Annotated in this window: 22 protein-coding genes and 1 pseudogene; 8 read left to right on the forward strand and 15 right to left on the reverse strand. The window is 70.4% G+C overall.

Translation table 11 applies throughout. The annotated features are described in order from the left end of the window. Positions 1–6: 6 nt before the first annotated feature. The 3 genes from OG588_RS43505 (at position 7) to OG588_RS43515 (ending at position 5,919) form a co-directional block, all read left to right on the forward strand. On the forward strand, positions 7–3,333 hold the full coding sequence (locus tag OG588_RS43505; RefSeq protein ID WP_405952066.1) for a sarcosine oxidase subunit delta family protein: 3,327 nt from the start codon (positions 7–9) through the stop codon (positions 3,331–3,333). Then, complete coding sequence (locus OG588_RS43510) at positions 3,326–3,937, forward strand: sarcosine oxidase subunit gamma (RefSeq protein WP_405952067.1); 612 nt, start codon at positions 3,326–3,328, stop codon at positions 3,935–3,937. The genes OG588_RS43505 and OG588_RS43510 overlap by 8 nt, the downstream gene beginning before the upstream one ends. Positions 3,938–4,143: 206 nt before the next feature. Next, positions 4,144–5,919 (forward strand): tannase/feruloyl esterase family alpha/beta hydrolase, encoded by a 1,776-nt coding sequence (locus OG588_RS43515; RefSeq protein WP_405952068.1) that lies wholly within the window; start codon positions 4,144–4,146, stop codon positions 5,917–5,919. 63 nt (positions 5,920–5,982) lie between these two features. Here OG588_RS43515 and OG588_RS43520 read toward each other — a convergent pair. Continuing rightward, positions 5,983–6,495: pseudogene (locus OG588_RS43520) on the reverse strand (TetR/AcrR family transcriptional regulator); the annotation flags it as partial. Positions 6,496–6,618: 123 nt separating this feature from the next. Between OG588_RS43520 and OG588_RS43525 the strand changes: the two are divergent. Next, on the forward strand, positions 6,619–7,458 hold the full coding sequence (locus OG588_RS43525; protein WP_405952069.1) for a carbohydrate ABC transporter permease: 840 nt from the start codon (positions 6,619–6,621) through the stop codon (positions 7,456–7,458). A 9-nt stretch (positions 7,459–7,467) separates the two neighbouring features. Here the strand turns inward: OG588_RS43525 and OG588_RS43530 are convergent, their stop codons facing one another. The 6 genes from OG588_RS43530 to OG588_RS43555 all read right to left on the reverse strand — a co-directional run bounded on the left by OG588_RS43530 (position 7,468) and on the right by OG588_RS43555 (position 12,893). Beyond that, the gene (locus OG588_RS43530) at positions 7,468–7,995 is read right to left on the reverse strand and encodes an NUDIX hydrolase family protein (protein WP_026151198.1); all 528 of its coding nucleotides are present in this window, start codon (positions 7,993–7,995) and stop codon (positions 7,468–7,470) included. A gap of 24 nt (positions 7,996–8,019) precedes the next feature. Further along, positions 8,020–9,159 carry an amidohydrolase family protein gene (locus OG588_RS43535; protein ID WP_405952070.1) on the reverse strand — a complete coding sequence of 380 codons (1,140 nt, stop codon included), beginning with the start codon at positions 9,157–9,159 and terminating at the stop codon, positions 8,020–8,022. Between the two features lie 2 nt (positions 9,160–9,161). After that, entirely contained in the window at positions 9,162–10,565 is a 1,404-nt protein-coding gene (locus OG588_RS43540) for a glutamine synthetase family protein (protein ID WP_405952071.1), read from the reverse strand. Positions 10,566–10,607: 42 nt separating this feature from the next. Then, entirely contained in the window at positions 10,608–11,420 is an 813-nt protein-coding gene (locus tag OG588_RS43545; RefSeq protein WP_405952072.1) for an SAM-dependent methyltransferase, read from the reverse strand. A gap of 115 nt (positions 11,421–11,535) precedes the next feature. After that, complete coding sequence (locus tag OG588_RS43550) at positions 11,536–12,414, reverse strand: hypothetical protein (protein ID WP_405952073.1); 879 nt, start codon at positions 12,412–12,414, stop codon at positions 11,536–11,538. Between the two features lie 131 nt (positions 12,415–12,545). Beyond that, complete coding sequence (locus OG588_RS43555; protein ID WP_266864799.1) at positions 12,546–12,893, reverse strand: hypothetical protein; 348 nt, start codon at positions 12,891–12,893, stop codon at positions 12,546–12,548. A gap of 168 nt (positions 12,894–13,061) precedes the next feature. Between OG588_RS43555 and OG588_RS43560 the strand changes: the two genes are divergently transcribed. Further along, positions 13,062–13,538 carry a potassium channel family protein gene (locus OG588_RS43560; RefSeq protein WP_405952074.1) on the forward strand — a complete coding sequence of 159 codons (477 nt, stop codon included), beginning with the start codon at positions 13,062–13,064 and terminating at the stop codon, positions 13,536–13,538. Between the two features lie 69 nt (positions 13,539–13,607). Here OG588_RS43560 and OG588_RS43565 read toward each other — a convergent pair whose 3' ends face one another. The 4 genes from OG588_RS43565 to OG588_RS43580 all read right to left on the reverse strand — a co-directional run bounded on the left by OG588_RS43565 (position 13,608) and on the right by OG588_RS43580 (position 19,197). Beyond that, on the reverse strand, positions 13,608–15,161 hold the full coding sequence (locus OG588_RS43565; RefSeq protein ID WP_405952075.1) for a carboxylesterase/lipase family protein: 1,554 nt from the start codon (positions 15,159–15,161) through the stop codon (positions 13,608–13,610). Positions 15,162–15,276: 115 nt separating this feature from the next. Then, positions 15,277–16,758, reverse strand: coding sequence for an MFS transporter (locus tag OG588_RS43570; protein ID WP_405952076.1), 1,482 nt, complete (start codon positions 16,756–16,758; stop codon positions 15,277–15,279). An 85-nt stretch (positions 16,759–16,843) separates the two neighbouring features. Then, entirely contained in the window at positions 16,844–18,055 is a 1,212-nt protein-coding gene (locus OG588_RS43575; protein ID WP_405952077.1) for a sensor histidine kinase, read from the reverse strand. A 104-nt stretch (positions 18,056–18,159) separates the two neighbouring features. Next, complete coding sequence (locus OG588_RS43580; RefSeq protein WP_405952078.1) at positions 18,160–19,197, reverse strand: zinc-binding dehydrogenase; 1,038 nt, start codon at positions 19,195–19,197, stop codon at positions 18,160–18,162. A 254-nt stretch (positions 19,198–19,451) separates the two neighbouring features. Between OG588_RS43580 and OG588_RS43585 the strand changes: the two genes are divergently transcribed. Continuing rightward, complete coding sequence (locus tag OG588_RS43585) at positions 19,452–19,955, forward strand: MarR family winged helix-turn-helix transcriptional regulator (RefSeq protein ID WP_405952079.1); 504 nt, start codon at positions 19,452–19,454, stop codon at positions 19,953–19,955. 183 nt (positions 19,956–20,138) lie between these two features. Here the strand turns inward: OG588_RS43585 and OG588_RS43590 are convergent, their stop codons facing one another. After that, positions 20,139–20,951 carry an SAM-dependent methyltransferase gene (locus tag OG588_RS43590; RefSeq protein ID WP_405952080.1) on the reverse strand — a complete coding sequence of 271 codons (813 nt, stop codon included), beginning with the start codon at positions 20,949–20,951 and terminating at the stop codon, positions 20,139–20,141. Between the two features lie 88 nt (positions 20,952–21,039). Next, on the reverse strand, positions 21,040–21,879 hold the full coding sequence (locus tag OG588_RS43595; RefSeq protein ID WP_405952081.1) for an alpha/beta hydrolase: 840 nt from the start codon (positions 21,877–21,879) through the stop codon (positions 21,040–21,042). Positions 21,880–21,994: 115 nt separating this feature from the next. On the opposite strand from OG588_RS43595, the gene OG588_RS43600 reads away from it, so the two are divergent. Both OG588_RS43600 and OG588_RS43605 read left to right on the forward strand, forming a co-directional pair. Continuing rightward, on the forward strand, positions 21,995–22,774 hold the full coding sequence (locus tag OG588_RS43600; protein WP_405952082.1) for a sulfite exporter TauE/SafE family protein: 780 nt from the start codon (positions 21,995–21,997) through the stop codon (positions 22,772–22,774). Positions 22,775–22,807: 33 nt separating this feature from the next. Further along, complete coding sequence (locus tag OG588_RS43605) at positions 22,808–23,560, forward strand: cobalt-precorrin-6A reductase (protein ID WP_405952083.1); 753 nt, start codon at positions 22,808–22,810, stop codon at positions 23,558–23,560. On the opposite strand, the gene OG588_RS43610 is transcribed toward OG588_RS43605, so the two are convergent. Next, entirely contained in the window at positions 23,544–24,029 is a 486-nt protein-coding gene (locus OG588_RS43610; RefSeq protein ID WP_405952084.1) for a hypothetical protein, read from the reverse strand. The two genes, OG588_RS43605 and OG588_RS43610, sit on opposite strands and share 17 nt — an antisense overlap. A 43-nt stretch (positions 24,030–24,072) precedes the next feature. Next, the gene (locus OG588_RS43615; RefSeq protein WP_405952085.1) at positions 24,073–26,151 is read right to left on the reverse strand and encodes an MDR family MFS transporter; all 2,079 of its coding nucleotides are present in this window, start codon (positions 26,149–26,151) and stop codon (positions 24,073–24,075) included. Between the last annotated feature and the right edge of the window lie 71 nt (positions 26,152–26,222).

Raw genomic sequence — 26,222 nt, forward strand, 5'->3', positions numbered from 1 at the left:
CCAACGATGCTGCTGATCCCCTGCCCCTGGTGCGGGCCCCGCGACGAAGCCGAGTTCCACTACGGCGGCCAGGCCCACGTCGTCTACCCGGAGACCCCGGCCGACCTGACCGACGAGGAGTGGGCCCGCTACCTGTTCTTCCGCGACAACCCCAAGGGCCCGTTCGCGGAACGGTGGAACCATGGGGCGGGGTGCCGCCGGTGGTTCAACGCGGTGCGAGACACGGCGACGAACGAGATTCTGGGGGTGTATCGGGCGGGGGAGGAGCGGCCAACGGTGAGTGGGCTGGGGGCGGTTGCCGACTCGACGGTGCCTTCTCAGCCCCGTCCGGTCGCCTCTGTCCTTCCGGTCACTATTCGGCGCGGGCCCGCAATCTCAGCCCGTCCGGCGTCTGAGGACGAGGCTCTTTCGGGGCCGACGGGGGTCCAGGGGGCGGAGCCCCCTGGGAACGGGGTCGAAGGGGCAGCGCCCCTGGAGGATGGGACGGGTAGGGGCGGCGGGGGCGAAGAAACCCATCCGTTCCGCCACCCCACCCACGGCCGAATCCACCGAGACACCCCCCTCACCTTCACCTTCGACGGCACCGCATACCAGGGCTACAAAGGCGACACCCTCGCCTCCGCCCTCCTCGCCAACGGCATCATCCAAACCGGCACCAGCATCAAACTCGGCCGCCCCCGAGGCATCTTCACGGCAGGCGTCGAAGAACCGAACGCGGTCATCCAGATCGAGGCCCCTTTCCCCGAGCCGATGCTCCCCGCGACAACGATCGAGCTGTACGACGGCCTGGTCGCGACCAGCCTCCCCGGCCAGGGCCGCCTCGCCACGGAACCGGACCCCGCCCGCTACGACGCGGTCCACGCCCACTGCGACCTACTCGTGGTCGGCGCAGGCCCAGCCGGCCTCGCAGCCGCCGCAGCCGCAGCCCGCACCGGAGCCCGAGTAATCCTCGCCGACGACCGCCCCGAACTGGGCGGCACCCTCCTGGACACAGCCCAACTCCTCGACTGGGTAGCGGAGTTGAAGGAGGGGCTGGCCACCGCACCCGACGTCCGCGTACTGACCCGCACCACCGTCTTCGGCCACTACGACGACAACCACCTCCTAGCCGTGGAGCGCCGCACCAACCACCTCGGCGCAGCAGCCCCCACCCATGTCTCCCGAGAACGCGTCTGGCGCATCCGAGCCCGCCGAGTAGTCCTGGCAACCGGCGCCCACGAACGCTCACTTGCCTTCGCGGACAACGACCGCCCGGGCGTGATGCTCGCCGCCTCGGCCCGCGCGTACGTCAACCGCCACGGCGTCCTCCCCGGCCGCCGAGCCGTCGTCTTCACCACCAACGACAGTGCGTACGCAGCCGCGTTGGACCTGGCGGCGGCAGGCGTGAAGGTCGAGGCGATCGTGGACACCCGCCCGTCCGGGCCGGAGGAGTGGGCGAGCCGAGCCCGAGAGGCAGGCATCGAGGTACTGACCGGACACGCGGTCGTAGGCACCGAGGGCACCCCACGCCTGACCGCCGTAACGGTCGCTCCATATGGCGAAACCACAAACAAGCCAAGGCAGTTCACCGCCGACCTCCTCCTGGTCTCCGGCGGCTGGAACCCCGTCGCCCACCTCTTCAGCCAGGCAGGCGGCAAACTCCGCTACGACGAGACCCTCGGCTCCTTCGTCCCGGACACCTGCCGCCAGCTGGTCGAGGTCGCGGGCAGCGCGAACGGCGTCCTCGACCTGGCCGGAGTCCTCGCGCAGGGCGCGGCCGCAGGCGCCCGAGCGATCGAGGCCGAGGGCTACACGGCCGAGACCCCTCACCTGCCCTACGTGCCCACCGAACCCCACACCCCCGCCATGCAGGTCTTCCTCGTCCCCGGTCACACCGACGCCCCCCGCTTCGTGGACCTCCAACGAGACGTCACCGTCGCCGACTTGACCCGAGCCACCACCGCCGGCCTCAACTCGGTCGAACACACCAAGCGCTACACGACGGCCGGTACGGCCAACGACCAGGGCAAGACCTCGGGCATCCTGGCCAGTGGCGTGGTCGCCGAACTCCTGGGCGTGGACGTGTCGTTGCTAGGCACAACAACATTCCGCCCGCCCTACACGCCCGTCTCCTTCGCCACCCTCGCCGGCCGCGACCGGGGCGCGCTGCACGACCCGATCCGTACGACCGCGCTGCACGACTGGCACGTCATGCAGGGCGCGTTGTTCGAGAACGTCGGCCAGTGGAAGCGGCCTTGGTACTACCCGCAGGACGGCGAGGACATGGAGACCGCCGTGCTGCGCGAGTGCGCGGCGGCCCGCGAGGGCGTGGCCTTCATGGACGGTTCCACCCTCGGCAAGATCGACGTACAGGGCCCGGACGCGCCGGTCTTCCTCGACCGGCTCTACACCAACATGATGAGCAACTTGAAGGTCGGCATGATCCGTTACGGCGTCATGTGCCGCCCGGACGGCATGGTCTTCGACGACGGCACGGCCATCCGCCTCGCCCCGGACCGCTACCTGGTCACCACGACCACGGGCAACGCCGCCGCCGTACTGGACTGGATGGAGGAGTGGCACCAGACCGAGTGGCCCGAACTCCGCGTCCACTGCGCCTCGGTGACCGAACAGTGGGCCACCGTCGCCCTGGTCGGCCCCCGCTCCCGCGAGGTGCTCGGCTCACTCGCACCCCAACTCGCCGTCGGCAACGACGACTTCCCGTTCATGGCCTGGCGCGACACGACCGTCGCCGGCATCGAGGCGAGGGTGTGCCGGATCAGCTTCTCCGGCGAACTCGCCTACGAGATCAACGTGTCACCGTGGGAGGCCCTCGCCCTGTGGGAGGCGCTGTACGAGGCCGGTGCCCCCTTCGGCATCACCCCGTACGGCACCGAGACCATGCACGTCCTGCGCGCAGAGAAGGGCTACCCGATCATCGGCCAGGACACCGACGGCACCGTAACTCCCCAGGATCTCGGCATGAGTTGGGTGGTCTCGAAGAAGAAACCCGACTTCATCGGCAAGCGCTCCTACGCCCGCGCCGACGCCGTCCGCCCCGACCGCAAACACCTCGTCGGCCTGCTCCCCGAGGACCCCGCAGCCTTTCTCCCCGAGGGCACCCAGCTCATCGCGGACAGCGTGCTCCCGGCCCCGCCCGTCCCGATGCTCGGCCACGTCACCTCCAGCTACCGCAGCGCCGCCCTCGGCCGCACCTTCGCCCTCGCCCTCATCAAGGGCGGCCGCGACCGCATCGGCGAGCGCCTGTACGCCCCCGTGGGCGACCGGTTGATCCCGGTGACGGTCGCAAGCCCTGTCCTCTACGACCCCGAGGGAGCCCGCCGCGATGGCTGACACCGCCGTTTCCGTCCCGCGCCGCAGCCCCCTCGCGGGTGCCGCCGACCGGCTGGCCGCCGTGACCCGTACCTCCGGCGGCACGGTCAGGCTGGCCGAACTCCCCTTCCTGGCCCAGGTGAACCTCCGGCTCGACGCGAAGGGAGCGGCGGCGGACGCCGTAGGACTCGCGCTCGGCCTTTCCCTGCCCCTGGAGCCCAACACGGTTGTACGGGCAGAGGAGTTGACCGTGCTGTGGCTCGGTCCGGACGAGTGGCTCGTGGTGGGGCCGCCGGACACCCAGCGGGACGTGGAGCACCGGATCCGGGCGGCAGCCGGGGACGAACACATCGCCGTCACCGATGTCTCCGCCCAGCGCACCACCCTCCTCGTCTCCGGCGCCCGCGCCCCCGAACTGCTGGCCCACGGCTGCCCGTTGGACCTGCACCCGCGCGCCTTCGGCCCCGGACGCTGCGCCCAGACCACCCTGGCCCGCGCCCAGGTAGTCCTGGTCGCCCGGGACGAACCCGGCGCCGGATTCTGGGTGTTGGTCCGTTCTTCCTTCGCCGGGTATCTGACGGACTGGCTGCTGGACGCGGCGGCGGAGTACGTGCAGGAGTCCTGAACAGACCCGCAGTGGCTTGGGCGGCAGCGGGCGAAAGCTAACGTTGCGGCCTGCGTCGGCTGCGGGCCTGGTCAGCGATATCAAGCCGAGTCTTCGACGAAATTGTCAACAATAGAGTCGACGCTATTGCCTGCGGATTAACGGACAGCTACGTTCCTCGCCGTGCCTGCACGACCCCGATCCGGCGATCGAACGGAGTACCCAGCATGCCCAAGCTGTTCAGATGGTGTCGGTGGAATTCGGCCACCTTCATGGCCACCCTCGCCGCAGCCGTCGCGCTGGTCACCGGTGCGGGCGTGGCACTGGCCAACAGTGCGACCGGCAGCGCGCAGGCCGCCAACTCGGCCTCGGCGAACGGTGTTTCGGCGAGCACCACGACCTCGGGCATCGCACCGGCCATCTCGTGTTCCGCCGTCGCGCAACTGGACCTGGCGAGCGCCGTTCCCGGCGTCCCCTTCGAGATCACCTCGGCCACCGAACTCGCCGCGAGCGCCAACACCCTTGGAAACTGGGCGGCTTGTGACGTCAAGGGCGTGATCGCCCCCCAACTCCACTTCGAGATCAAGCTCCCCGAGACCGGCTGGCAGGCCAACTACCTCCAGGTCGGCTGCGGCGGCCTCTGCGGCAACGTCAACGTGACCAGCGCCCCTGCCTCGACCGGCTGCGTCCCGCTGACCACCGGCGCGTTCGCCGTCGCCTCCAGCGACGAGGGCCACTACCAGGGCGGCGGCCTCTTCTCCACCGACCCGACCCTGCGCGCCGACTTCGGCTACAAGTCCGACCACGAACTGGTCCAGGCGGCCAAGGCCGTCATCAAGCAGTACTACGGCCAGCCGGCCACCCACTCCTACTTCGACGGCTGCTCCCAGGGCGGCCACCAGGCACTCACCGAGGCCCAGCGCTACCCGACCGACTTCGACGGCATCATCGCCGGCGCCCCGGCCAACAACTTCACCGCGCTGAACACCTTCTCGCACGCCTGGACCGCCCAGTCCGTGTACCTGAACGGCGGCCCGGCGACCATCACCAACGCGGACCTCGCGGACCTCCACAAGGCTGTGCTGAAGGGCTGCGACGCCCCTGCCGACGGCATCATCGCCGACCCGCTGAGCTGCACCTGGGACCCCGGCACCATCCAGTGCAAGACGGGCCAGACCTCGGCGTCCGACGCGTACTGCCTGACCGCCGACCAGGTCACCACCCTGCGCCGCATCTACGCCGGACCGACCGACGAACACGGCCAACTCCTCTACCCCGGCTACCAGTTGCGCGGCTCCGAGCTGAACTGGGCCGGAATCATCACCCCGGCCACCGCCACCGGCGCCAGCGGCGACATCAGCTTCGTGCGGGAAACCCTGCGCTACCAGATCTTCGACAGCCCGCAGCCGACGCTCACGTACAAGGACATCAAGTTCACGGCCGCCTACTACAAGAAGGTCATGCGGCTGGGCGAGGGCATGTATGACGCCACCGACCCCGACCTCACCGCGTTCAAGAAGGCCGGCGGCAAGCTGATCCTCTGGCACGGCCTGGGCGACCAGCACATTCCCGCCGTAGGAACGATGGCCTACTACAAGGCAGTTGAGAAGGTCGTGGGCGGCGAGGCGGCCACCAAGACGTTCGCCCGCCTCTTCCTGCTCCCCGGCGTCGCGCACTGCGGCGGCGGCCAGGGCCCGAACACCTTCGACGCGCTGACCGCGATCACCGACTGGGTCACCAAGGGCGATGCCCCGGCGAGCCTGACGACCAAGTCGGTCGACAGCAGTGGCAACACCACCGCCTCCCGCCCGGTCTACCCCTTCCCGTACTACGCCAAGAACACCACGGGCGGCCCGGCCACCGACGCGAGCAGCTACACCCCCGTCAAGTCCACCGCCGAAGCCTCCCTCAAGCTCGACTGGCTCGGCTCCTTCCGCTCCGGCTACGAGACGGTCGGCAACTGGGTGGGCGGCAAGTGGGTCGTCACCAAGGGCGAGAACTGACCGTAAATGGAAGCTAGTTGAGGTGTCGCGGCTCCTGGATCACGCCGGGGGCCGCGATGTCGTCTACGCCGTACCGTCGCGCAGAACGCCGGTGATGACGGTGTTCGCCACGCGGTGATAGGCCTCGGTCTCGGGTGCGGTGCCCGGCTGTCCGGCGGCCAGCAGGTGTCCGGCGCCGATCAGGGTGCGGGCGAGCGTGTCGATGTCCGCGTCCGGGGTGATGCGGCCGAGCTCGCGTTCCGTCGTGAGGTACGAGACGAACATGGCGGTGGCTTCCGTCAGCAGGGGGATCCCGGCAGGCGTGGTGGGGCGCAGCCGGGCGCGCAGGGCGTCCCGGGAGATGACCAGGCCGACGATCGCCACCGCGACCGGACCGAACAGGTCCGCCAACGCACCGGTGAGGTTGCCGGCGACGGTGCCCGTCCCGGCGGCGTCGCGCAGCGCGGCGGACTGGGCGTCGAGCCGCCCGATACGGTCCAGGACGAGTTCGGCGAGGAAGGCGTCGAAGTCGGTGAAGTGCCGGTGCAGGACCGCGGGCGGTCCCGGCGACGCGACGACCCTGCTCAACGTCGCCGTCTACACCCAGTACGGGCAGAGCTTCTTCGGTACGGCGAGCGCGCTGGGCTTCGTCGTCACGCTGATGGTGATCGTCACGGCGGTCCCGCTGATGAGCTGGCTGCGCCGGCGGGAGGTGCCGATGTGAGCGCGATCGCCGTACGAACACGGGGAGTTGCCCGGTACGTCGGGCTCACCCTCTTCGCGATCCCCTGGATCCTCGTCCCGTTCTGGCTGCTGATCGTCAACTCCCTCAATACGGAGGGCGATGCGAGCGTCCTGTCGATGAGCTGGCCCAAGCACTGGAGCGCCGGGGCGAATTACCACACGGTGATCGACAAGGGTTCGTACCTCACCGGTCTGCGCAACAGCGCGCTGCTGGCCGTACCGACGATCCTCGCCGTGCTGCTGCTCGGCTCCATGGCGGCCTGGGCGTACGCCCGTTCCGACTCGCGGACGCTGCGGTTCGCGTACTACACGTCCGCGCTGTCGATCGTGCTTCCCCCGGCGATCATCCCGACGATCTACGTCCTCACCCAGCTCGGCCTCAACGGATCGCGTCTCGGTTATCTGCTGGTGATCGCCGGCACCCGGCTCGGTGTGGTGATCTTCCTCGCGACCGGGTTCGTCCGCACCCTTCCGCACGACTTCGAGGAGGCCGCGCAGTTGGACGGGGCGAACAGATGGCAGATCTACTGGCGGATCGTGCTGCCCGTGCTCACCCCGGTGCTCTTCACCGGCGCGGTCATGCTGATCATCTCGGTCTGGAACGATTTCTACTTCGCCCTGTTCCTGCTGCGCGGCTCCCAAGCGGCCACGCTGCCGCTGACGTTGTACTCCTTCGCCTCCTCGTCCACGCACGGTGTCAGCCGGAACCTGGTGTTCGCCCATGTGGTGCTGACCAGCCTGCCGCTCGTCCTCGTCCACCTCGTCCTGCAGCGCCGCGTCCTCGCGGGCCTCACGGAGGGAGGTGTCACGGGCTGAGTGCCCCGGTCAGGACACACAACCCACGTGCGCCAGCGCCTGCTTGAGCAACACCCCGTGCCCGCCCGGCATTTCGCTGCGCAGCGCCTCCGAGGCAGCCTCCTCGGGGCTGAACCAGACCAGGTCGAGAGCGTCCTGCCTGGGCCGGCAGTCGCCGGTGACCGGCACGACGTAGGCGAGGGACACCGCGTGCTGGCGGGGGTCGTGGTACGGCGTGACGCCGTGCGTCGGGAAGTACTCGGCGACGGTGAACGGCTGCAGCGAGGTCGGGATCCGGGGCAGCGCGACCGGGCCGAGGTCCTTCTCCAGATTGCGCAGGAGGGCGTCGCGGACCCGTTCGTGGTGCAGTACGCGGCCGGAGACGAGGGTGCGGTTGACGGTGCCGTCGGGGCCGATGCGCAGCAGCAGTCCGATGCTGGTCACCTCCCCGTTGTCGTCGACGCGGACGGGCACCGCTTCGACGTAGAGGATCGGCATGCGGGCGCGTGCCTGTTCGAGGTCGTCGGCGGACAGCCAACCGGGCGTGGTATCGGTCATGTCAGACATTGCTTGATCATACTTTCAGTGTCCGTCGGATAGCCGGTAGACCCGGCGGGCATTGTCGGCCCCCGCCCAGCGTGCCAGCCGCAGCGCGTCGGGCAGGCCCAGTTCGTCGGCGTCCACCCGCTCCTGGAGCAGATCCCCCAGTCCCCGGCGGAACGCCAGTGCTCCGAGCCCATAGAACTCCGAAAGACCATAGGCGTCAGAGCTGTACAGCAGTTTGCGGAACGGTGTGATCTCCATCGCCTCCGCCAGCACCGCACGCGCCCGGACCGGTCCAACATGGTGCAGGGTGAGCCCCACGTCCAGGTACACCTGTTCGAAGACGGTCGCCAGGTATCCGGCCTGACGCTGATACGGCCAGCAGTGCAGAAGCAGCACCGGGATCGTCCCGGCGGTCAGATGCAGCCAGTCCGTGAGCAGGGCGGGATCCGTGCGGTGCAGCCGGATGTCGTTGTCGCCGAACCCCGTGTGGAGCTGGAGCGGCAGCCCCAGGTCGACCGCGGTCCACAGCAACTCCCGCACCAGCACCGGGTCTTCGAGCCGCCCACCACGCGCCAGCCAGTCGCGCGCAGCCCGGGTGACCTCCGCCGCCGACGGCCTCACCGGATCGAGATCGAACCCGGTCCGATACGCGGCCACCGACTTCACCCCCACCACCCCCGGCCGCCCCACCGCGTCAAGGGCGGCGGCCCGAAAAGCGTCGGTATACCCGTCCGGCTCGACACCCCGCCCGGCCACGGACTCCGCTACGGCTTCGAGCCGTACGACCTCATGCGCTACGGCGCCCGCAGCCTCGGCGAGTTCAGCGGGTGAGGTGATGTCGTGGGGCGCGAACCCCGTGTCGACGCAGAAGACGCCGGTGCCCGCGGCGGCCAGGAAACGCCGGTTCACCTCGTGTGGCCCCAACTCCGCGCGCCGGGCGAGGTATTCGTCGGCGGGCGCGTGCCGCTCCAGGTCCAACACCGGTGCGCAGTAACGGCGTACGGCGATCCCGACCGGACTGTCGAACGGGGAGATCCCGCTGCCGGGCCAGACGTCCCCCTCGGTGAGCAGCGACGCGAAGGCCGCCCGGTCGAGGTCTTCGGTGACGACTCCATGGCAGTGGTGATCCACCAGCTCCAGCGCGGCGAGCGCCTCGTGGACCGGTCCACTGGCCATCGTCAGTACTTCCAGCGGTACACGGCAGCCACTTGCTCGTCGTCCAGCTCCGCCACGGCCGCGATCTCGCCCTCTCGTACGGCGATCACCGCGTCGGCGAGGACCGGTCCAAGCGCGGCCCGCAGCTGCGCGTCCTTGCGGAACTCCGCGACGGACTCGGCGAGGGAGGTCGGCAGTCGTCGTACACCCCGGGTCTCGGCCTCCGCGGCGCCCAGATGCGCGGGGTCTCCGGTGGTCTCCTCGGGCAGGGCGGCGGATGACGTCAGGCCGTCGAGGCCCGCGGCGATCAGGCTGCCGAGGGCGAGGTACGGGTTGGCGGCCAGGTCGACCGGCTTGACCTCCAGGTTCGCGGCCTGGGCGCGTTGGCCCGCCGTGCCGGTGACGACGCGTACCGCCGCCTCGCGGGTCTCGCGGCCCCAGGCGGTGAACACCCCGGCCCACTGGGAGGGTTGGAGGCGGAAGTAGCTGGCCGGGCTGGGTGCCGTGACGGCGGTGAGGGCCGGGAGGTGGGCGAGGACGCCGGCCGCGAACGACTCGGCGTCGGCCGTCATGCCGTAGCGGCGGTCGCCCCCGGCATGCAGGTTCGCGCTCTCGCGCCAGGCGGAGAGGTGGATGTGGCCGCCGTTGCCGACGCCCTGGGCGAAGACGGCCGGTGCGAACGAGGCGCGCAGGCCGTGCCGCCCGGACACCGCGCGGATCGTCTGCCGTACCAGGACACTGCGGTCGGCCGCCGCGACCGGGTCGAGCGCGCCGATCGACAGCTCGAACTGCCCGGCCGCGTACTCGGGATGGAACTGGTCCACGTCCACGCCCTGAGCCGCCAGGGCGGAGAGCAACTCGGCGCCGTAGTCGCCCAGTTCGATCTGGCGGGTCGCGCTGTAGGCCGGACCCGAGGTAGCGGGGACGAACGCGTCGTCCGGTGCCGTGGCCAGGCCGAGCGCCCACTCGATCTCGATGCCCGCCCGGAAGGTGAGCCCGTGCAGCCGCTGCGCGTCAACGACCGTACGGCGCAGGAAGGTTCGGCTGCAGCCGGGGTGGCGCTCGCCCTCCTGGGTGATGCGGTCGACCGGGGCCCAGGCCCAGCCGGGCTGTCCGGACAGGATGGCCAGGTGGTCGAGGTCGGGGAAGAGGCGCAGATCGCCGTCCGGGGAGCCGAGGACGTCGGTGGTGACGATGGAGTCGTTCGCGAGGAACGTGTCGAAGACCGGGGACATGCCGACGCCCCAGGCCGCCGCCGAGGCGAGTTTCGCGGTCGGGACCGTCTTCACCCGGCCCACGCCCGCGGTGTCGACGTAGGCCAGGACGATCCCGTGCACACCCCGCCCGGTCAACTCCGCGGCCAGCGCGGTGGCGCGCTCGACCTCGCCGGGACGGCCGCCGGGCAGGGGGTCGGCAAGGGTGGTCATACGTCCTCCACGGTCGCGTCCTGGACGGTCGGCGTCTCCGTGTCAGGGTTTCACGGCCACCGCGCCGAACTGCGGTACCACGGCGGGGGAGTCGGAGTCCGGGCGCCATCGTGAGCACGGCACCAGGCCCGGGTCGAGGAGGTCGAGGCCCTCGAAGAACGCGGCGACGTCCTCGCGGCTGCGGGCGGTGATCGGGGGAGTGGCGTTCTCGTTCCAGAACTCCATGGCCGGGATGTTGCCCTCGCCACCGAGGTCGGCGTCGAAGGTGGGGTGCGTGAGGACCAGGAAACTGCCCGACGGGACCGAGGCCATGACCTGGCGCACGGCTTGGCGGGCCTCCTCGGTGTCGAGGATGAAGTTCAGGATGCCCAGCATCATCACCGCGACGGGCCGGTCGAAGTCCAGGGTGTCGGCGGCCCGTTGGACGATCGCCGCCGGATCGTGCACGTCCGCGTCGATGTAGTCGGTGACGCCCTCGGGGGTGCTCGTCAGCAGAGTGCGGGCGTGGATCAGCACCAGGGGATCGTTGTCGACGTACACGATGCGCGCGTCCGGTGCGACGCGCTGCGCGATCTCGTGCGTGTTGTCGACCGTCGGCAGCCCGGTACCGATGTCGAGGAACTGCCGTACCCCGCGCTCGGTGGCGAGGAAACGGACCGCGCGGCCGAGGAAGTCCCGGTCCGCGCGCGCCACTTCACGGATCACCGGGAACATGCCGGCGACGTGCTCGCCGACCCGCTGGTCGATCTCGTAGTTGTCCTTGCCGCCGATCCAGTAGTTCCACACGCGCGCGTTGTGCGCCACACCGGTGTTGAGCCGGGTCGGTCCCTCTGCCGGGGTGTCGCTGTCACTCACGTCTTGGCTCCTTGTCGCCCGTCTGACTGGTCAACTCCATTGTGCCGCCAGGTGATCACCCGGCCCAAGGGGTTGCGACGATCGGGGCGCACGTTCTTCGGGGGCGGTGAACTGTTCAGTCCAGGTTGCCGGGTTGGGCGGGCGGCGTGCGTCCGGCCTGGACGTCCTTCAGTCGCGTGGTGCCGTTCTGGACGGCGGCCTTCGTCGTGTCGGACTCCGTGCCGTCGAGACCGCCGGACGTGACGGTGATCGCGTCGGTGCCGACCCGGACGACCGCCAACTGCGCGGTGAGTATGGTGGGTTCGCTGCCGCTCGTGCCGGTGACGGTGACCTGGAGACCCTGCTGGGCGTCGCCCACCGAGGGCACCGAGTCCTCGACGACCTGGACCGTCCGATGGCCGCCCTTGGAGTCGGTCGCGGTGAACTGGTCGCACTTCACCGGCAGCGTCTTCAGCCAGTTCAGGGAGGCGCCGAGCTTGGCCCGGTCGTAGGCGGCGACCTGGTAGAGCAGCCGGGATTCGCTCTGCTCGAACCCGGTCAGCGCGGACGCGCCGGACGGCTTGCCGAGGAGGGTGTCGTCGTAGAGCGCGTCGAGCAGTTTCTGGCAGTCTGCGGCGTTCGTCTTCGCGGTGAGGAAATCGGCGACGTCGACCTTGTCGACGACCAGCTTGTCGCCCCAGCCGGCGGCGTCTCTGACCTGCGTCCAGTTGTCCTCCAGGTCGGCCTCGGTGATCAGCGCGGCCTTCGCGCCGGCCGGGGTGAGGGCCGGGGACGACGAGGCGGACCTCTCCGTACGGGGCGAGGCGAGCTTGGACTCGGCGGCGAGTGGGGAGGCGGCGACGTCCGAGGCATTGGAACGGTCCACATCACGGCTGCCACCTCCTCCGTCGCCTTCGCCGGAGCAGGCCGCGCAGGTCAGCAGGGCGCCCACCGCCAGGGCCGAGGCGAGGACACGGGCGGGACGAGACGGTCGGGAGGGCGGGCGACGGTGCATGGCGGGGCCTCCGGGGGAGTGGCAGGTGTGTCCTCAGCGCACCACCGGGCCGTCCGACCCTCCAGCGCAGGGGGCCGTACGGGTGAGTTACGGACGGTCAGGGGCGCGCGTCCGCTCGGCCGACCGGCACGTCAGCGCGTGTCGTCCTCCGGCGGCCCGGAGTGCCGGTGCGGCAGATGCAGACGGTGCTCGTGGTGCTCGTGCGGCGGGCGGGGTTCGTGTTCCGCGCGGCGTGCCCGCGCCGCGAGCCCGGCCTCCAGGACATGCACCGTGCGCCCGCCGCACTTGGGGCAGATCGCGTCCGCGAGCGGTGACCTGAGGGCCTTGCCCTCCTCGTCGACGTACTCCTGCGTGGTCAGGCCTGTGGTGTCGGTCGGATCGGTGAAGAACATCAGCTGGAAGGTGGCCTCCCAGCAGTGGCCGCAGTCACCACAGGTGAACGCGAAGGTCTCCGGCACGGCTCGGGGTTCCGCGGTCATGGCAGGGTCCTCCGTCGAGTAGGGCAGCAGGCCGGGTGGCCGACAGTGCCCCCAGCGCACAACGCCCCAGGTCGTACGGCAACTCGAACGCCCCGCCCGGCATGCCCGCGCCCCCGCCCGCCCCGACACTGGCCCCAGGCCCCGCCACCGTGACGCGAAGGAGTGACCATGCTGCCCGGATTCCTCACCAGGGCGGTCGAGTTGCTGCTCGGCAAGGAGGGCCGCTCGCTCCACCTGAAGGCGGCGGGCGGGGCGACGGCGGTCCTCGGCGTGATGATGCTGGTCGGCTCCTGGGCGGTGGTCGCCGCCGAGCACGGAGCCCGCGGCGCCAATCTGACGACGTACCCGAAGGCCCTGTGGTGGTCGATCGAGACGGCGACGACCGTCGGGTACGGCGACTTCTACCCGGTGACGCTGTGGGGCCGCGTCGTCGGCTCGGTGGTGATGGTCGTCGGTATCACCACCTACGGCCTGGTCACCGCGGCCCTGGCCACGTGGTTCGTCGGCCGGGAGCAGCGCCGCCGGCATCATCTCGCGCACGGGGCCGAGGAGTTGGGCGAGGAGGCGGTGCGGGCGCTGCACGAGCGGTTCGACCGGCTGGAGCGGATGGTGGCGGGGAAGGGCGAGGGCCCAGGACGACGGTAGGGGTGGCGGACGAGGCCTGTGCGGGAGTGTGCGCGGTGAGGAAGCCGGCTGTTCCCGGCTCCCGTCCGCCTAATCGGCCAACGTCAGCGCAGTGAAGGCGTGCCCCTCCCACAGCCGCCGCGAGGCCTCCTCCGGGTACGCCGTGACCACGGGCTTCGCGTCGAGCACCTGCACCGACCGGCGCTCGGTGTCGTACGCGGGCCAGCCCGGGTCGCCCGTCCTCGCGAACGCCGTCCAGGACGCACGGAATCGGGACGAGAGTGCCAGGGCCTCGGGGGAGGGTTCGACGTCGGCGAACAGCAGATTGCCCAGGTCGGCGGTGAACGTGCCGAACAGCAGCGGGATGTCGAGACCGTGGCAGGCGCCCAGTACTCCGCCCAACCCCGGTGCGGGCCACGTGAGTTCGTAGACGTGCACGCGACCGCCCGCGGCGACCTGCGCATCCGCGAGGTGGACGCAGGGCATGCGGAACACCCGGTCGGAGTTGACGAGCTCGTGCAACTCGCCCGGTGCGGCGTCCGGGAAGGCGGTGCGGTAGGCCTGTGCGGCATCGGGGCCGGGCCCGAACCGGCGCAGTGCGGTCGCCGCGTCCTCGTCGGTGATTTTCCCGAACTGCCCGTCGAGCACGGTGAACAGGCGGAACTCGTCCCGGTTGTGACCGAGGATCAGCTCCACCTCCCGGGCCGCGCCCGCCGCGAGACCCTTCCAGGGTGTGGTGGGCAGTACCTCGCCGTCGACGACGGGCGCGAAGGGGCTCAGCGTGTGGGCGAGGCCGCCCCACCGGTCCTCGTACTGGTGCATCTTGGCGGTCAACGTCTCGCCCGCCGTGGGCAGTTGACGTGGGTCCAGGGTCGCCAGGTCGGCGGCCGTCGGGCGCAGCCCCGCCTCGGCGGCGATGGCGGCCGCGATGTCCTTGGCCAGCGGGTCGGAGAAGATCGGGCTCGGCACGCTCTGCGCGATGGCCCGGCGGAACAGTCCGGCGGCGCTCGGCATGACCAGCAGCGAGGCCACCGATCCGGCACCGGCCGACTCGCCGAAGATGGTGACCTGTTCGGGGTCGCCGCCGAACGCGGTGATGTTCTCCCGCACCCACTCCAGCGCGGCGACCTGGTCGAGCAGCCCGCGGTTGGCCGGGGCACCGTCGATCCGGGCGAACCCCTCGATGCCGACACGGTAGTTGAAGGTCGCGACCACCAAGTCGCCGTCGCGGGCGATGTGTTGGGCGTCGTAGCCGGGGCTGCCCGCGTGTCCCAACTTGTAGGCGCCGCCGTAGATCCACACCATGACCGGGCGGCGGGCCGCCGGATCGGGTGCGGGCGTCCACACGTTGACGGTCAGCCAGTCGTCGCCCGTCGGTCCCTCCAACACGCCCCTACGGCCCTGGAATCCGGACTCCTGCGGGGGCGGCGGCCCGAAGTCGAAGGAGTCCCGCACGCCGTCCCAGCCGCGCACGGGCCGCGGTGCCTGGAACCGGGCCTCCCCGACCGGCGGTTCGGCGAACGGGATACCGCGGAAGACCGCCAGCCGGTCCTCCAGCCGCCCGCGCACCGCACCGGCGCCGTATCGCACCACGGGTGCGGCGGCCGAACCGGCCGTGGTGTCACGGGAGTTGGGTGTCGTCATCGTGGATTCCTCGTCGTGTGCCGGGGGAAGGACGGGGTGTGCGGCAAGCGGGGGACGGTCGCCGTCCCGCACCTCGCGGGACGGCGACCGTCGTGTGCTCGATGGCCAGAATGCCTTACGCCTTGGCCTCGGCGACCTCGGGAGCCGGGGCCGGCTCCTTGTCGGCCGGTGCCTCAACTGCCTTACGTGCCTTGGGGATCAGGGTCGCGAGGAAGAAGGCCAGGAGCGCGGCTCCGGCACCGATCGCCATGACCACCTTGAAGCCGTTCTCCGACGGAAGGGCGTAGCCGCCGAAGTCGGTGGTCATCTGGGCCAGGATCACACCGGCGATGGCGCTGGCGAAGGAGGTGCCCAGGGACCGCATCAGGGTGTTGAGGCTGTTCGCCGCGCCGGTCTGGGACGGGTCGACCGCGCCCATGATCAGGGCGGGCAGGGCGCCGTAGGTGAAGCCGACACCGGCACCGATGATGCAGGACACCAGGATGAGGTGCCAGACCTCGGACATCAGCAGGATGTTGAGGGCGTACCCGGAGGCCACGATCAGCGCGCCGATCATCAGGGTGACCTTCGGGCCCTTGGCCTTGGTGACGCGGGCCGACACGGCGGACATGGCCATCATGACCAGGCCCTGCGGGGCGAGCACCAGGCCGACCATCAGCATCGACTTGCCCAGGCCGTAGCCGGTCTGCGTGGGCAGTTGGAGGAGCTGGGGGAGGACCAGGGACATCGCGAACATCGAGAAGCCGAGGGCGATCGAGGCCAGGTTGGTGAACAGCACCTGCGGCTTCGCGGTCGTACGGAGGTCGACCAGCGGCTGCGGGCTGCGCAGCTCGTACCAGCCCCAGGAGAGCAGGATCGACACGGCGGCGATGCCGAGGATCAGGGTGGTCGCGCTCGTCCAGCCCCAGTCGGAGCCCTTGGAGATCGCGAGGAGCAGGGAGACCAGTCCGGCGGAGAGCCCGAGGGCGCCGACCAGGTCGAAGCGGCCGCCGGTGCGGACCTTGGACTCGGGCACGATCAGCAGGACCAGCAAGAAGGAGAGGGCGCCGAGGACGGCGGAGACCCAGAAGAGGAGGTGCCAGTCGTAGTGGTCGGCGATGAAGGCGGCCGAGGGCAGACCCAGGGCGCCGCCGACACCGAGCGAGGCGCTCATCAGGGCGGTGGAGCCGGCCAGCCGGTCGCTGGGCAGCACGTCGCGCATGATGCTGATGCCGAGCGGGACGACCGCGGCGGCCAGACCCTGGAGCGCGCGGCCGATGACCATCGGGACCAGCGAGTCGGCCAGCGCGCAGACGATCGAGCCGGTCACCAACAGGATGATGCTGCTCAGCAACATGCGGCGCTTGCCGAACATGTCACCGAGGCGGCCCACGACCGGGGTGGCCACGGCCGCGGCCAGCAGGGTGGCGGTGACCGCCCACGCCGTGTTCGACGCGGAGGCGTTCAGGTACTTCGGCAGCTCCGGGATGATCGGGATCACCAGGGTCTGCATGAGCGAGACGACGATCCCGGCGAGGGCCAGCACCGCGACGACGGCGTTCGACCTCGGCGGAGCGGAAGAACCCGCTTCGGCGGGTCGGGCAAGGGCGTCGGACATGGCAGTGCCTCCATCGGGAACGAGCTGCGATGAGCTGGATGTACGGACTTGCTTGACTTACTCAACCATAATGAGATTGATTGAGTTAAGCAAGTGCATTCTGGGTGGGGGGCCGGTCGGAGGAGAGCAGTGGCAGTTCGGTGACGACCTCGAAGCCGCCCTCGGGGCGGTGACCTGCGCGAAATCGACCACCGGCGGAGAGTGCACGCTCACGCATGCCGATCACGCCGTACCCGCTGCCGGACGCGGGGGAGGAAGGCGGCGCCGTACCGCCGTGGTCGGTGACGGTGATGCCCAGCCGGTCGGGTGCGTAGCTGAGCCGCACCTCCGCCGAGCCGGTGCCCGCGTGCTTGGTCACGTTGGTGAGCGCCTCCTGCACGATCCGGTACGCCGTGAGATCCGCGCCGGCGGACAACGGCCGTGGCCTGCCTGTGGTGTTGACGGTGACGGACAGCCCGGCGGGCTCGAACGAGGCGGCCAGCTCGGCGAGTTGGGCAAGTCCGGGTGCGGGTACTGACGGAGTCTCGGAGTCGTCGGCGTGGCGCAACAGGCCGACGGTGGCCTTGAGTTCACGTACGGCGGACAAGGTGGTGCCCGCGAGTTCACCGGCGATGCGCTCGGCCTCGTCGGGGCGGCTGCGCATCAGCCGTACGACCGTGCCGGCCTGGAGGTTGGCCAGGACGAGGTGATGGGCGACGACGTCGTGGAGGTCGCGGGCGATCCGCATGCGCTCCTCGGTGACACGGTGCCGTGCCTCCTGTTCCCGGGTCCGTTCCGCGTGCTCGGCACGTGCCTGTACCGCCTCCAGGTAGGCCGCGCGGAGTCGGGTCGTGGTGCCGAGCGAGGTCGGCAGCAGCAGCCAGAAGGCCGGGCCGAGCAGCTTCATGACCAGCGGTTCGCTGCCGGGTCCCACGGCCAGGGCCGTGCCCACCAGCAGGGTGATGCCGGAGACGGTGAAGAGGTTCGCGGTGGTGCGGTCGGTGCGCAGGGCCAGCGTGTGGAGCGCGACCATCAGCGGTCCGATCACGAGGACCGTGAGGATGTAGCCGAGCGCGGTCACCGCCACGGCACAGCCGAGGGTGACCACCACCGTGCTGCGGGGCAGGGTGCGCCGCCACAGCAGGGCGAGCGAGGCGACGCCTGCTACCAACACGCCGGGCCACCAAGGGACTTCGAGGTCGCGGCCGGGCAGCGTCAGCACGCTGCCCGGGAAGGAACAGACGAAGAGCGCGGCGGCGACGACCAGATCGACGGTACGGGGATGGCAGCGCAGCAGCCGCTGCAGGCTGTGGATCATGGGGTGGGGATCATGAGGTGGGGGTGTTCCTGTCCGAGATGGCCGGCCGGCCGCGGGTTCCCGCCGTCGGCCGCGGCCGACGGCGGGAACCCGCGCGCCCGCGACTACTCGTCGAAGGTGACGACGATCTTCTCCGCCGCGCCCGGTGTCAGCGCGAGCTCGAAGGCGTCCCCGACCTCGGCGAAGGGCACACGGTGGCTGATCAGCTTGGCGAACCGCTCGTGGTGCTCGACGATCTCCCGCGTGACCTCGAAGATCTCGGAGGGATAGCCCTGCGAGGCGATCAGCGTCAGCTCGCTGCGCAGCATCCCGCCGAGGTCGATGTCGGCGCCCTTCTTCTGTACGGCGACCATGACCAGCTTGGCGCCCCACTTCGCGGAGTCCACCGTGGTGTTGACGACCGCGGCGACACCGGCGGCGTCGATGTAGATGTCCGTACCGGGGCGGGGTTGTCCCAGCGCGTTGGCGGCCTGGCCGTGCAGCTCGGTCAGCCGGGCGGTGACGTCCTCCTCGGCGGAGTTGATCACGGCGTCCGCGCCGACGGCGAGCGCGGTCTCCAGGCGCGAGGCGATGACGTCCGCGACCACGACGTGCTCGACCCCGCGCAGCTTCAGCCAGATCGCCGCGCCCAGACCGATCGGCCCGGCGCCGAAGATGACGACCTTGTCGCCCGCCTTGGCCTCCGAACGGTTGACGGCGTGCCGGGCCACCGCCATCGGCTCGTTGAGCGCGGCGACGTCGAACGGCACGGTGTCGGGGAAGACGGTGACGCTCTTGCCGATCTCGCAGTCCTCCAGCAGGAGGTAGTCGCTCATGGCGCCATGCCTGCCGCCGCAGCCGATGATCCCGGAGGGCGAACCCTGCGGGTTGACGACCACCCGGTCACCGGCCTTCAGGCCCTCGACCTCCGCGCCGACCTCGACGATCTCGCCGGCCGGCTCGTGGCCGAGGGGGACCGGGACCATGGCGCCGCCGGGCCCGAAGGGGCCGCCTCCGATGTGCAGGAAGAAGGTGTCGGTGCCGCAGATCCCGCAGGCACGGATCTTCATGAGGGCGTCCTTCGGCCCGGGCACCGGACGCTCGACGTCCACCACGTCGATCTTGTTGTCGGCGCCGGTCCGCACGGACTTCATCGTGGCCATGAGGGGCTCGCTTTCCATGTACGTGAGGGGTGTCACCGGCCCCGACGGCGGACGGGGGGAGTGCTCCGGTCGCCGGGACCGGTGACTGTGCCGTACTCCGTCCCCACGGTGTACGGCACGAAGGGGGGACGCCTCCGCTTAGGCGGCCCCAGCTCTGGGCTTACTTGAGTTAGGCAACCATAAATGCGTTACTTGAGTCAAGCAATTGATTTCTGCCTTGCTTAACTCAGGCAAGTAGCTGTTACGGTGGACGCATGCCCACACCGTCGCCCGAAACAGCACCCGTTCCGGAGGACGTAGCCGAGATCGAGCGGGTCCTCACCCGTATCGCCTACCTGGCGGGGCGGGCCCGGCAGCACGAGCGTCTGATGGCGCTGGCCGGGCTGCCGCTGGACCGGGCCGCCGTGTCGATCCTCCGGTACATCGCCGAGAGCGAGCCGCTGCGCCCTGGTGTGCTGGCGGTCCGGATGTCGGTGGAGGCCTCTCATGTCACGCGCCAGCTACGGCAGTTGGAGCAGCTCGGCCATGTGGTGCGCATCCCGGACCCCGACGACGGCCGCGCCCAGCGCGTCCAGCTCACCGACAGCGGCCTGGCCGCCGTCAACCGCATCCGGGACGCGAGCCGCCGCGGCATCGAGATGGCCCTGATCCACTGGTCCGCCGAGGATCTACGCCACCTCGCCGGCCTCTTCCACCGGCTGGTCGACGACTTCGTCACCCATGCCGAGGCGGCCGTGGACGTCGAGACGTCCGCCTGAGGGCACGGAACACCTCCGCGTGACGGCTCGGGACCCGGGCCGCGGCCGACCGTGCCGGGGGCGCCGACGGTGCCGGGCCGAGGGCTGTCAGGCGGGCGCCCCTCGGCCTCGCGGCTGGTGAGGGTTCGCGCGGAGTGGGTAGAGAGTGATCGCTCGGGGGCACTCGTGGCCCTTCCGGCTTCCTCAGACCTTGAAGCCGACTCCGCCGTACAGCGAGACCGGCCCCTCGCCGAGCGGTGTCTCGCCCTCCGCGAGTTCGGGGTGCCACTCGGACACGGACACGATGCCGGGGTCCATCGGCTCAAGTCCCTTGAAGATGCTGCTCACTTCGGCGTGCGAGCGGGCCACCAGCCTCACCCCGCCCGCCGCGTAGGCGGCGATGCCGCGCGCCACCTTCTCCGGTTCGAGGTCGGCCGTCATCGCGGACAGGACGAGACAACTCCCCGGCGCCAGCGCGTCGATGAGGGTGTCCACCAGCTCGCGGGCGCCGTCCTCGTCCGGGATGAAGTGCAGCAGGGCGATCAGGGACAGGGCGATCGGGCGGTCGAAGTCGAGGACGCGCGCCGCCTGTTGGAGGATGGTGAGCGGTTCGCGGGCGTCGGCCTGGAGGTACTCCGTCGCACCCTCGGGCGTGCCGCGCAGCAGCGCCGCCGCGTGAGCGAGGACGATCGGGTCGTTGTCGACGTACACGACCCGCGCGTCCGGCGCGGTGGACTGGGCGATCTGATGGAGGTTGGGCTCGGTCGGTATGCCGGTGCCGACGTCCAGGAACTGGCGGATGCCCGACTCCCGGACGAGCATCCGCGTCGCCCGCTGCATGAACCAGCGGTTGGCGCGCGCGGTGCGCGGGGCGCCGGGGTCAAGTGACCTGATCTGCCTGCCGAGTTGCTCGTCGACCGGGTAGTTGTCCTTGCCGCCGAGGAACCAGTCGTACACCCGCGCCGGATGCGGCTTCGACGTGTCGATCCGCTGGACGGCCGGCTCTGTCCCGGTCACGCGATGCTCCTCTGCTCGACTGTGCACGACGTCCCTCGCGGGTGGTTGTGCGGCGACCCCTGTGGGCCGTGCGAGAAGTTTGGCACGGTCATGTCGACCGGGTGGCGCCGTTCTGGGTGGCGCTGTTCAACACCCCGTCCAGGAAACGGATCAGGTCCGCGAAGACCTCCGCCCGGTTCGTCTCGTTGAACACCTCGTGCCGGGCGCCCGGATACACGTGCTCGGTCAACTCCCCGCCGCTCAACCGTTCCACGCCGACCCGGCTGCCGACGAGCGGGACGAGCCGGTCCTCGCTGCCGTGGAGCCAGAGCAGGGGGAGTCCGCCGATGTCGCCCAACTCGCCCACGGTCTCCAGGGTTTGGGCGAAGGCCTCCAGTGTCGGCCGCTTCATTGGACCGTGCCAGACCAGCGGATCCGCCGCGTACGCCGTACCGACGCCGGGGTCGCGGGAGAGCGAGGCCGGGCTGATCGGGATGTCGGGGATCTCGGGCAGGGCGAGCAGTCGGCCCGGCAGTTCCCAGGTGCCGATCACCGGCCCGGACAGCACGAGCGCGGCCGGCTCGTCGCCGTGGCGCTGCGCGAAGCGGGACGCGATCAGGCCGCCCATGGAGTGGCCGATCAGGACGAGGGGGACGCCCGGGTAGGTGGCGCGGGCCAGGTCGGCGACGGCGTGCAGGTCCGTGACCACGTCCTCGAAGTCCTCGATCAGCACCCGCTCACCGGCCGAGGTGCCGTGGCCCTGGTGGTCGGGGCCGAGGACGGCCGCGCCGTGCGCCACGAGTACGGTCGCCAACTCGGCGTACCGGCCCATGTGTTCGCCGTATCCGTGCGCGACGAGGGCGATGTACCGCGGGTGCTCGTGCGGCCACTCGTGTGCGGTGATCGGGTTCCGGGTGCCGGAGAGGACATGCTCGCGGGTGTCGTCCACCCCCGAAAACTAGCATCGCTCATCGGGCGACCCCGGTCCGCTGCGGTGCGGCAGGGGCCATCTGCCGAGACACTCCTTACGCGGACGGATGTAAGGACATACCATCGGTCCTCGCATGAACACGATGACTCTCTGGCACATATCCGGCTGGGAATTCGCCGCGCTGGCCGCCGCGGCCCTGCTCGTCGGCTTCTCGAAGACCGCCGTGAGCGGGGCCAACACGGTCAGCCTCGCGATCTTCGCGGCCGTCCTGCCCGCCCGCGCCTCCACCGGCGTCCTGCTCCCGATCCTGATCGTCGGCGACGTCCTCGCCGTCCTCACCTACCGGCGGCACGCCCACTGGCCCACCCTGTGGCGGCTGTTCCCGGCGGTCGCGGCGGGCGTCGTGATCGGGACGTTGTTCCTGGTGTGGGCCGACGACGCGGTCGTACGGACGTCGATCGGGGCGATCCTGCTGCTGATGGCCGGGGTCACGGTGTGGCGCCGGCGCAAGGCGGAGGCGGGTGCCGAGGGCGAGCCCGATGCCGTCGCCACCCGGTCCGGCCGGGCGAAGGCGCGCTCCTACGGTGTGCTCGGCGGCTTCACCACGATGGTCGCCAACGCCGGCGGCCCGGTGATGTCGATGTATCTGCTCTCGGCAGGCTTCCGGAAACTGGGCTTTCTCGGCACGTCGGCGTTCTTCTTCCTGATCGTCAACGTGACCAAGGTGCCCTTCAGCGTGGGCCTCGGTCTGATCGACGGCCACTCGCTCCTCCTTGACGCGGCGCTCGCGGCGTTCGTCGTGCCCGGTGCGTTGATCGGCAAATGGGCTGTGAACCGAATCAACCAGCGATTGTTCGAGCAACTCGTGATCGCGGCGACGATCATCGGCGGCCTGCAACTGCTCCTCCGCTGACCCCTCGCGCCCGTGACCTCGTACGCTCGCCGTATGTCCCCGCACATCCTGATCCTCGGCGGCACCACCGAGGCACGTGAACTCGCCGCCGAACTGGCGGTACAGCGGCCCGAGGCCCGGGTCACCACGTCCCTCGCCGGGCGGGTGGCGAAGCCGGGGGCGCTGTCGGGAGAGGTACGGATCGGCGGGTTCGGCGGAGCCGAGGGGCTGGCCGAGTGGCTGCGGGAGCACCGCGTGGACGCCGTCGTCGACGCCACCCACCCCTTCGCGGAGTCGATCACCGCGAACGCGGTGCGGGCCGCGACGGACACCGGACTGCCCGTCGTCGTGCTGCGCAGGCCCGGCTGGCGGCCGGTTCCCGGAGACCGCTGGCACCCGGTCGCCTCCCTGGGCGAGGCCGCCGAGGCGCTCCCCGGACTCGGGCACCGCATCCTCCTCACCACCGGCCGCCTCGGCCTCGCCGCCTTCGCCCACCTCGCCCAACTGCACTTCGTCGTACGGTCGGTGGAGCCGCCCGAGCCTCCGATGCCGCCGGACATCGATGTGCTGCCGGCACGCGGGCCCTTCACCCTGGCCGAAGAGACGGCACTGCTCCGCGAGCACCGGATCGACGTGGTCGTGACGAAGGACAGCGGGGGAACGGCGACGGCGGCGAAACTCACGGCCGCGCGGGAGGCGGGCGTCCCGGTCGTGGTCGTACGACGACCGTCGTTGCCGGACGGGGTGAGCGCGGTGCCCGATGTCGCCGGGGTGCTGGAGCGGTTGGGGCTCAGCCCGGGGCGATGACCGTGGCGCGGAGACGATCCACCGCGCGCAGGACCTCGTCGCGGTTCTTGGCGCTCTTGATCCAGGCCGGGAGCCGGGCGACCAGCGTCATCTTTTGCCCGTGGTCGTACCAGGGCGCCCGTTCACGCAGGTCGGCGGCGACGAACCGCCTGATCAGGTCCAGGTGTTGGAGGTTGTACGCCCACAACTCCCCGTGCCTGGTGTCGGTCCGCAGCCACAGGGGCGGGTAGGAGCAGTCGTTGGGATACCGCGAGGAGCGGTACGCGCGGCTGCCGTCCCGGCACAGGCCGCAGGACCGGCAGACCAGGCGGGAGTGCGGATGTGTCCCGCAGTCGGTGCTTGGCGGGGTGCACGGGCGCCGCTCGAAGTGGGCGATCCGCTCGCAGCGCGGGCACCGCACCAGCATCGAGTCGAGGAAGTCGTACTCGGTGCTGCGCGGATCACGGAAGCGGACGGGTGCGGAGGACATACCGTGAGTGTCGTCCCCGTCCGCCCCGCGCGTCACCCGGTTTTCACGGCGCCGAGCTCGACTCCAACTCCGCGGCGCGCTGCGGCAGTCCGGAGGTCAGGTCCTCCACCAGGAGGCGCTTGGCGATGGAGTCGACCGCGGCGCGCAGGTCCGTGTCCGACGGGCGGCCGATGTCCTGCTGCACCCTCTCCTCCAGCCAGGTGCCCCACGCCTTGCCGATGACCTCGGCCTCGCGTTCGCCGGCCGCGGTGTGGGAGAGGAGGTAGCCGTCGCGGGTCAGATAGCCCTCCTCGACCATGCGGTCGAAGACCGGGAGGAGCACCTCCGGGGGCATATGGCGGCGCGCGGCGATCAGGCCGAGGCTGGCATGGCCGACCATCCTGCCGAACAGTTCGACCTGCATCACGGCCCAGGCGCCGGCGACGTCCAGCCGGGTGTCGGAGTTCGTGATGATCCGCCGGGCGGTGTCCAGGTCCGTGCTGCCGATGACCTTGCCGACGGCCGCTTCGAGGAGCCGTTGCGAGTCCCCGCCGCGCGGTGACGCGAAGCCCTCGCCCATGTCGGTGGAGCCCATCCGCGCACTGTCGCGCAACTGCACCTGCTTGAGGAACAGGGCGACGACAAAACCGATCACGGCGACCGGGACCGTCCACCGGAACACCGTGTGGATGGTGTCGGCGTACGCGTTGATGATCGGCGCGGCGGCGGCGTGCGGCAGCTTGTGCAGACCCTCGGGGCTGGTCGCCGCCTTGGTGATCACGGCCGGGTTCAACGCGCTGGTCCTCGCGGCCTCGGCGATCCCGTCCTTGAGGTTCGGGGCCAGGCTGTTGGCGTAGATCGTGCCGAAGACCGCGGTGCCGAACGAACTGCCCAGCGTACGGAAGAAGGTGACGCCGGAGGTCGCGGTGCCGAGGTCGGTGTACTCGACGGTGTTCTGCACGGCGATCGTCAGCACCTGCATGCACAGCCCGATGCCGGTGCCGAGCACGAACATGTACACCGACTCCAGGAATGCGCCGGTGCCCGGGCCCATGAGGGACATCAGATACAGGCCGACGCCCATCACCGCGGAGCCGATGATCGGGAAGATGCGGTACTGGCCGGTCTTGCTGACCACGTTGCCACTGAAGACGGAAGCGATCAGCAGCCCCATCACCATGGGCAGCGTCCGCACACCGGAGATGGTCGCCGAGTCACCGTCGACGTACTGCAGATAGGTCGGCAGATACGTCAGCGCGCCGAGCATCGCGAAACCGACGATGAAGCTGAGGATCGAGCAGACCGCGAACACCGGGTTGGTGAACAGCCGCATGGGCAGCATGGGTTGCTCGGCCCGGGTCTCCACCCAGCAGAACAGGCCGAGCGCGATCACACCGCCCACGAACAGGCCGATGATCGTCGCCGAACCCCACGCGTACTCGTTGCCGCCCCAACTCGTCGCCAGGATCAGCGAGCTCGCACCGACCGCGACCAGCGCGATGCCCAGATAGTCGATCACGGGCCGCATCGCCGACTTGACCACGGGGATGGTGCGGGCCGCCGCGATGACGACGACGATCGCGATCGGGACGTTGACGTAGAACGCCCAGCGCCAGGTGAGGTGGTCGGTGAACAGGCCGCCCAGCAGCGGTCCGATGACCGTGGCCACGCCGAACACCGCGCCGATCGCGCCCTGGTACTTGCCGCGTTCCCGCAGCGGGATGACGTCGGCGATCAGCGCCATCGCCGTCACCATCAGACCGCCCGCGCCGATGCCCTGCACGGCCCGCCAGGCGATCAGCAGCGTCATGTTGGTGGAGAACCCGCACAGGAACGAGCCCGTGATGAACACGATCGCCGAGACCTGGAAGACCACCTTGCGGCCGAACAGGTCGCCGAACTTGCCGACCAGCACGGTCGCCACGGTCTCCGCCAGCAGATAGGCGGTGACCACCCACGACATGTGTTCGGCGCCGCCCAGGTCCGACACGATCGTCGGCAGTGCCGTACCGACGATGGTCTGGTCGAGGGCCGCCAGCAGCATGCCCAGCATGATCGTCACGAAGACGACGTTGCGGCGGCGGGAATCCAGCACGGGGGGCTGCTGCGCGGAAGGCAGCGAGGTTTCCTCGGCGACTGTCACGAGGCCACTGTCACACCGTCGGCCCCCTGATGCATACGGGGCGGTCCACTCGGGTGCCCCAGCCCAAGCTC

Source organism: Streptomyces prunicolor (assembly GCF_045162825.1).
Lineage (GTDB): Bacteria > Actinomycetota > Actinomycetes > Streptomycetales > Streptomycetaceae > Streptomyces > Streptomyces prunicolor.